Source organism: Plantactinospora alkalitolerans, from assembly GCF_015690345.1.
Taxonomy (GTDB): Bacteria; Actinomycetota; Actinomycetes; order Mycobacteriales; family Micromonosporaceae; genus Plantactinospora; species Plantactinospora alkalitolerans.
In genome coordinates, this window is sequence record NZ_JADPUN010000135.1 from 1 (window position 1) to 7,178 (window position 7,178).

The following is a 7,178-nucleotide window of genomic DNA, read 5'->3' on the forward strand; positions in this document are numbered from 1 at the left end:
GACCGACGTCCGGCTGGCGCATGATCTGTAGCGCCGCCGGTCCGGACCGGTACGACCCGAGCGCGTCCACCGTGTCGGCCAGCCCGTCCAGATGCAGCCCGCGGGTGAGCAGGGCCGCCACCGCCACGGTCACCACGCCGGCGACCAGGGGCGGACCGAGCGCACCCAGAATGCCGAGCACGGCGGCGAGGAGTACGCCGAGCAGGGCGCCGACGGCGGGTGCGAGCGCCATTGCCGTACCGGCGGCGGACCGGTCGACCCGACCGGCCCGCAGCGGCGCGACGGTGAACGTGGTGAGTGCCAGCCGGCCGCCGGCCGCGAGTCGGCCGTCAGGCACCGGGTGGGACGGTGGCGCCGCGCTGAAGCCGGTCCTCGTGGCCGGTCGGCGGCTCGTCGTCGGGGACCGAGGTCGGCCCGGGCCCGGCCGGGGCCGGTTCGATGAACTCCCGGTCGTCGTCGTCCGTTCCCGGCAGCCCCGGTTCGGGCGCCCACGGCTCCGCCGGGTCCGGGACCGGGGCGGCGGCCGGCGTCGGCTGCGGCTCGCCGGACGAGTCTGCCCCCGCGTCGGATGCTCCGGTGGCCGTCGTCGAACCGACATCGGTCGAACCGGCGTCTGTGGCGGCGATGTCGGTCGAACCGGTGTCGGTGAAAGTGATGTCTGCGGAACCGGTGTCGGCGGCGCCGGTGTCGGCGCCGGCCAGGTTCGGATGCACCGGTAGCACCGCGGCCAGGGTCAGCGCGGAACGCAGCAGCGGCAGCGCGGCCAACGCGGCCGCGCCCTCGCCGAGGCCGAGCCGCAGGTCCAGCAGCGGGGACAGGTCGAGCACGTCGGCGCCGAGCCGCACAGCCGGATGCTCGCCGTGGTCGGGCAGCAGGCACCAGTGCCGGGCCTGGCCGGCTAGATCCCGGCTGACCAGGCCGGCCGCGACTCCGACCGGTCCGTCGAGCAGCACCGGCGTCCGGCGGGCCGTCGCACCGAGCAGCACACCGGTCGCGATCGCGATATCGCCGCCGCCGATCTCGGCGAGCACGTCCTTGGCGTCCCGGGTGCTCCGCCGGGTCCGGTGCATGGCGTCGCGGACCGCCGCGCAGCGGGTCATCCAGGCGGCGTCGTCGACCTGACCGCCCGGGTTGACCACCCGACCCAGCACCGCCGCGGGTTCGGCGCCGGCCGTGGCGGCGAGCACGGCGGCGGCAGCAGCGTCCGTACCGGCGCCGCAGGCGGCCAGCACGATCAACTGGGCGCCGGCCTCGACCGCCTCCTCGGCGAGCCGCCAGCCGTAGCGCAGGGCGGTCTCCACCTCGTCCACGGACAGCGCCGGGCCGTCCTCCATCGGACCGGCGGTCGGTGCCTCGACGACCTGGAGGGTGGCGCCGGCCTCGGCCGCCAGCCGGGCGATCGGGCCCTCGCCCCGCCGGGCCTGATCGGCGCGCCGGGCAGACTCACCGGGAACGGCGCCGGCGGCGGCGCCACCGGCGTGGTCGCCGTGCAGCAACAGCACCCGTACCGACCGCCAGGGTGCCGGGGTCTCCGTACCCTGGGTGGCGGCGGCGAACGAGACGACCCGATCCAGGCTGCCGAGTCCGGGGCCGGGCAGGTCGAGCGTGCCGAGCCGGTCGACGGCGGCTCCGCCGGTGTACTCGTGCGGCATCGGCAGGTCCATTCCGGGCTGGATGACCAGTCCGGTGGCCACCACCGGCAGCGCCATGGTGGGTGCGGCCCAGGCGACTCCGGACGGCGGGTCCGGCTCGGCCGTCGGGGCCGGGGCCGTGTTCGGCCGGAGCACCTCGGGCATCGCGCCGACCACCTCCGTCCAGGCCGACGGTGTCGCCCCTGCGGCCTGCTCCGGCAGCGCCGGCGGTTCGGGGTCGCCCTGCGGAGCCCGGCCGGCCTGTGCCGGCACGTTCGGCCGTGCCGGTCCGTCGGACGTGGCCACGCCACCCGTCGAGGCCGCCGCCGTGGCCCCTGCGGCACCGTCCGGCGCGGACCCGCGCAGGCTCGGCTGATCCCCGCCGGCCTTCAGCCAGGCGGGCTGCCCGGCAACCACCAGGACTACGGCGTCGCAGGCGTCGGCAATGGCCTGGTTGGTGGCGCCGAGCGCGTCCGCGTAGGCCCGGCCGAGCGGGGTCATCGGGACCATCGACAGCCCCACCTCGGGGCTGACCAGCACCAGACGGGCCGTGCAGTCCCGGATCGCGGCGCTCAGCTCACCGATGGTGGCGACGTCGTCGGCCGGCTGGTGTGCCGGATCGAGCAGTACGGTGACCCAGCCGCCGAGGTCGTCGACCAGCAGCGTCTCACCGGGCTCCGCGTCGTTGATCAGCTCCGCGAGGCGGGACGGGTCGGCCGTGGCCTCCTCGGTCGTCCAGCGTGCCGGCCGTCGCGCCCGGTGGACCTCGATCCGGGCCGCCCACTCGGGATCGTCGGCCCCGGTCGTGGCCGTCGCGACATAACGGACAGCCGGTACATCCTCGACCAACGACTCGGCGAACTCGGACTTGCCGGACCGGATGCCACCCAGCACCAGGATCCTGCTCCACCCGTCTACGGACATGCCCGTACCTTAGAGCGCTCGGCTGGGCATCTCGCGCCGAGGTGCGGGGTCGGAGGTCCCTCCGTACGCTCTGGCTGGCTCGCACCGGCCGGCCGACTAGGCTGGCGGAGGTTTTGTCGGCGCGGAAAGATCGGCGAGGGGAGACGCGACATGCCGTGGAGTTGGCGGTACGAGGGCGCGGACGGCGGGCCGGCGAGCGGGCCGACCGAGGCGTTCAGCAGCCAGGCCGACGCCGAGTCATGGATCGGCCAGACCTGGCGGGAACTCGCCGCCGCGGGTGTCGCCACGGTGCTGCTGGTCGAGGACGACCGGGTGGAGTATCGGATGAGCCTGCAGCCCGTGGCCGAGTGACCGGATGAACTTCGATCAGCGGGACCAGGAAGGGCTCGTACTCGGAGTACCCCGGGCGGCCTTCCGGCCCAGTCCGATCTTCCTGGCCCTGGTCGCGCTCTTCGTGACCAGCGGCGTGCTGGCGTGGAACGGGTTCGGAAACATCCGGCTCGACGTGTTCCTCTTCGTGGTCTCGGGCTGGTTGGTGTCGCTGTGCCTGCACGAGTACGCGCACGCCGTGGTGGCGTTCCGGGCCGGTGACCGGAGCGTCGCCCACCGGGGTTACCTGACGTTGAATCCGCTCAAGTACAGCCACCCGCTGCTGTCGATCATCCTGCCGGTGGCGGTGGTGCTGCTCGGTGGCATCGGCCTGCCCGGCGGTGCGGTCTGGATCGACCGGCACCAGATCCCCGGCCGGCTGCGACACTCCCTGGTGAGCCTCGCCGGGCCGGCGACCAACGTGGTGTTCGCACTGCTGCTGGTGGTGCCGTTCGCCATCGGTGTGGACGTCTTCGCCCGGCCGGGGTTCTGGGCGGGGGTCGCCCTGCTCGCCTTCCTCCAGGTGACCGCGAGCCTGCTCAACCTGCTGCCGGTGCCGGGTCTCGACGGCGGCAACGTCATCCAGCCCTGGTTGTCCGCCCAGTGGCGGCGCGGCTACGACCTGATGGCCCCGTACGGCTTCCTGCTGCTCTTCGCCCTGCTCTGGAACCCCACCGTCGGCGGCTGGTTCTTCGGCGGGGTCTTCGCGATCGGGGACCTGATCGGGCTGCCCGACTACCTCTACGCCGACGGCCTCCGCCTGATCCGCTTCTGGCAGGGCTGACGTGTGAGGGCTGACGTGTAAGGAAGGGCCCCTTCTTATCGCTTTCTGTATAAGAAGGGGCCCTTCCTAACCGCTAACGGCTAACCGGTGCGGACGGAGATCAGGGCCGCTGGGCCGGGCTCTCGGTCTTGGCGGGGTCGCGTTCGGTGATCGGGTCGAGGATCTCGTCGATCGCCTTGAGCAGCCCGGCGTCGAGCTTGACCCCGGCGGCCTTGACGTTGTCGTGCACCTGCTCGGGCCGGGAGGCGCCGACGATCGCCGACGAGACGTTCGGGTTCTGCAGGACCCACGCGACGGCCAACTGCGCCATGCTCAGCCCGGCCTGCTCGGCCAGCGGCTTGAGCTGCTGCACCCGGGTCAGCACCTCGTCCGACATGAACCGGGAGATGAAGCCCGCCCCGCCGGACGAGTCGGTGGCCCGGGAACCCGCCGGCGGCTCCTGGCCGGGCAGGTACTTGCCGGTCAGCACGCCCTGGGCGATCGGCGACCAGACGATCTGTCCGATGCCGAGTTCCTCGCTGGTCGGTACCACCTCGGCCTCGATGACCCGCCAGAGCATCGAGTACTGCGGCTGGCTGGAAATGAGATGGATCTTCAGCTCGCGGGCCAGCGCGTGCGCCGCCCGGATCTCCGAGGCCTTCCACTCCGAGACGCCGATGTAGTGCGCCTTGCCGGAGTGCACGACGTCGGCGAACGCCTCCATCGTCTCCTCCAGCGGCGTCTCGTAGTCGTACCGGTGCGCCTGGTAGAGGTCGACGTAGTCGGTCTGCAAGCGGCGCAGCGACCCGTTGATCGACTCCATGATGTGCTTGCGGGACAGGCCACGGTCGTTCCGGCCCGGCCCGGTCGGCCAGTAGACCTTGGTGAAGATCTCCAGGCCCTCGCGGCGCTCGCCCTTCAGCGCCCGGCCCAGCACGGCCTCCGCCTTGGTGCCCGCGTACACGTCGGCGGTGTCGAAGGTGGTGATGCCCACGTCCAGGGCCGCGCGAACGCAGGAGAGCGCGGCCTCCTCCTCGACCTGTGAGCCGTGGGTGATCCAGTTGCCGTACGAGATTTCGCTGATCAGCAGGCCCGAACGGCCAAGGTGACGGAATTCCATACCCTCGACCCTAGTCCTCCGAGCCGCGGATGATCAGACTGGCGGGCCGGTCAGGAACACAGGTCACAGCACGGGCTTGGTGTCCGCGAGCAGCCGGTCGATCTCCTCCATCACGTCGTTCCGGCTCGGGTGCACCACGTCGATCAATGGCTCTCCACGGCGGTCGAGCGCCCCCCACTGCCCGGCACCGTCGCCCACCAGGAACGCGACCGGGTGGATGACCAGCGCCGGATGTGCCGGGGCGATGAGAACCTGCCCGGACCGGTCCACCACGCCCTTGCGCCCGCCGGAGTCCACGATCGCCAAGCCCTCGTCGGTGAACCCGTCGACGTACCGGCCGTCGGTAAGCGCCGTGCTGAATCCGGTGTAGCGGGTCGGGAGGAAGACCCGACCGGTGCGGTCGACCGCACCCCAGCCGCCGCGCCGGACAGCGGCGACACCGCGCCGGAACGGGCGTACGTCCTCGAAGCCGGCCGAGATGACCACCTTGTTGGACTTGTCGATCGCGACCCATCCGCCGGTACCGTCCCGGGAGACCCAGGCGAGGCCGTCGGAGAAGGACCCGACGCCCAGGTACCCCGCCGACGACTCGATCAGCAGGCCGCCCGACTCGTCGATCAGCTCCCATGTCCGGGTGTCCGGACGGCGTACCCAGGCTGCCCCGTCCCGGAAGGGCTGTACGTCGGCGTAGCTCGGTGCGATCGCCAACTGACCGTCCGGATCGGCGTACCCCCAGCGCTGCATCTTCTCGCTGAACTTCGGTACCGGCGGCCGGTGCACCTGGAGGATCTCGTCGCGCTCGCGCGGATAGGGGCCCCATTCGTTCTGGGCCACCTTGTTGAACACCGCGTCGAGGGCCAGTTCGGTACGGGCGATGAGGTCCGGGTCCTCGACCTTGCGCAGCTCCAGTGCCTTCTCGAAGTGGTTGCACGCCTCGATGTACCGGCCCTGGTCGTAGCAGGACCGTCCGGCGTGCTCGTGCATGGTGGCCCGCAGCCGGTCCGGCAGTTCGGAGGAGTTGGCCTCCGCGAAGAGACGGTCGGCCTCGACGAAGTCGCCGCGCCACTGCAGGACGTGCGCCAGCCGCGCCTGGGCGATCGCGATGCGTCGCAACTGCCCGGTCGCCTCCGCGTGTGCCAGTGCCAGCTTGCCGTCGGCCAGCGCCTTGCCGAGGTCGCCGAGGATGCGGGAGACGACCGCCCGCAGGCTCAGCAGCCGGGCCCGGGTGCCGTTGTCCTTCGCCGGTTCGAGCTTCTCGGTCAGCCGGTCCCGGATCGCCCGCAGCGACTCCGGGTCCTCGACCAACTCGCGCAGCGTCTCGTGGTGGAAGCGCCACTGGTACGACGCGAGCACCTGCTCCGGGTCGGTGGGTGCCGGTTCCGGGGTGACGTCCGCGGCGTCCGGCTCGGTCTTTCGGGTACCGGGCCGGACGATCGGCGTGAGCATGGTGGGCGCCCTGAGGGCGGTGGCCGCACCGGCGGCCGGCCCGGTCGGCAACACGGTGTCCGGGCTGGCCTCCGCGACCGGCGAACCGGGCGGCGACGTGGCCAGGGGCGGACCGGACGTCGGCGCGGCGGCCGACACTCCGGAACCCGCTGCCGGGGCGGGAGCGGGGGTGCCGGCGGTGGCCGGTGGTCCGGAGCCGGCTGCGGTGTCCGGCGAGCCGGGCGACGCCGCACCCGATGAGTGCTCGGGCGGGTGGCCCACAATCGCCGTACCGGAGGCGGGACCGGTGGGCGCCGGGTCGGACGCGGGACCGTTGGGCGCCGTACCGGAAGCGGTTGTCGATGGGGTGGCCCCCGCACCGGCCGTGCCGGGGGTGGCCGGCGTCCCCGACGTACCGGACGTGGTGGCGGGAGTTGGTGGGCCCGAAGGGGCGGCGGTGGGCGCCGGATCGGATACGGGTGTGCTGGCCGTAGCCGTTTCGGGAGATCCGGTCTCCGAGCCGAGAGATCCGCCGGTGGCGCCGGCGGGTCCCGTCCCACCGCCGTCGCTGGCCGGCGTGCGGTCCGTCGGTGTCGGTCGGTCCGCACGCGGACTCGGCTGTCCAGCAGGGTCGGACGTCGGGTCGGATGTCGGGCCAGATGTCGGGTCCGACGTCGGGCCAGATGCCGGGTCGGACGTCGGGCCGGTCGGATCGGCGATCGGCTGCCCGCTCGGGGCAGTGGAGACGCCCTCCGGCGCAATCGGCACGTCGGGTTCGGCCCCCCGTACCGGGGGTGGCGGGGTGGCATCGGTGAGCGGGCCGAATGTGGCGTGGTCCGCGACAGGTCCGGTCGTTGGCATGGGGGGTACGGAAGTCTCACTTAGATCGGCGGCTCGTCCGAATTCCGGTCCGGGCTCCGTTGAGGCCGGTTCGATCGGAGGCCCG

At 72.8% G+C, this 7,178-nt stretch carries 6 protein-coding genes; 2 read left to right on the forward strand and 4 right to left on the reverse strand.

Going from position 1 to position 7,178, the window contains the following annotated elements; all coding sequences use genetic code 11:
- Both I0C86_RS43300 and I0C86_RS12665 read right to left on the reverse strand, forming a co-directional pair.
- The coding region (locus tag I0C86_RS43300; RefSeq protein WP_323373607.1) for an adenosylcobinamide-GDP ribazoletransferase at positions 1-337 on the reverse strand (337 nt) is incomplete at its 3' end.
- Complete coding sequence (locus tag I0C86_RS12665; RefSeq protein ID WP_230394065.1) at positions 330-2,555, reverse strand: bifunctional adenosylcobinamide kinase/adenosylcobinamide-phosphate guanylyltransferase; 2,226 nt, start codon at positions 2,553-2,555, stop codon at positions 330-332. The genes I0C86_RS12665 and I0C86_RS43300, both read right to left, overlap by 8 nt.
- Before the next feature lie 150 nt (positions 2,556-2,705).
- Between I0C86_RS12665 and I0C86_RS12670 the strand changes: the two genes are divergently transcribed.
- Complete coding sequence (locus I0C86_RS12670) at positions 2,706-2,906, forward strand: hypothetical protein (protein ID WP_192771420.1); 201 nt, start codon at positions 2,706-2,708, stop codon at positions 2,904-2,906.
- 4 nt (positions 2,907-2,910) lie between these two features.
- Positions 2,911-3,708, forward strand: coding sequence for a site-2 protease family protein (locus I0C86_RS12675; RefSeq protein WP_196201433.1), 798 nt, complete (start codon positions 2,911-2,913; stop codon positions 3,706-3,708).
- Positions 3,709-3,808: 100 nt separating this feature from the next.
- On the opposite strand, the gene I0C86_RS12680 is transcribed toward I0C86_RS12675, so the two are convergent.
- Together I0C86_RS12680 and I0C86_RS43305 are read right to left on the reverse strand one after the other, a co-directional pair.
- Positions 3,809-4,807, reverse strand: coding sequence for an aldo/keto reductase family protein (locus I0C86_RS12680; protein WP_196201434.1), 999 nt, complete (start codon positions 4,805-4,807; stop codon positions 3,809-3,811).
- A gap of 63 nt (positions 4,808-4,870) precedes the next feature.
- Entirely contained in the window at positions 4,871-6,391 is a 1,521-nt protein-coding gene (locus I0C86_RS43305) for a WG repeat-containing protein (RefSeq protein ID WP_323373608.1), read from the reverse strand.
- Positions 6,392-7,178: the final 787 nt, after the last annotated feature.

Bases quoted from the DNA above. Each gene is read 5' to 3' on its own strand.
- I0C86_RS12665 (WP_230394065.1), bottom strand. From the start codon at position 2,555: ATGTCCGTAGACGGGTGGAGCAGGATCCTGGTGCTGGGTGGCATCCGG.
- I0C86_RS12670 (WP_192771420.1), top strand. From the start codon at position 2,706: ATGCCGTGGAGTTGGCGGTACGAGGGCGCGGACGGCGGGCCGGCGAGC.
- I0C86_RS12675 (WP_196201433.1), top strand. From the start codon at position 2,911: ATGAACTTCGATCAGCGGGACCAGGAAGGGCTCGTACTCGGAGTACCC.
- I0C86_RS12680 (WP_196201434.1), bottom strand. From the start codon at position 4,807: ATGGAATTCCGTCACCTTGGCCGTTCGGGCCTGCTGATCAGCGAAATC.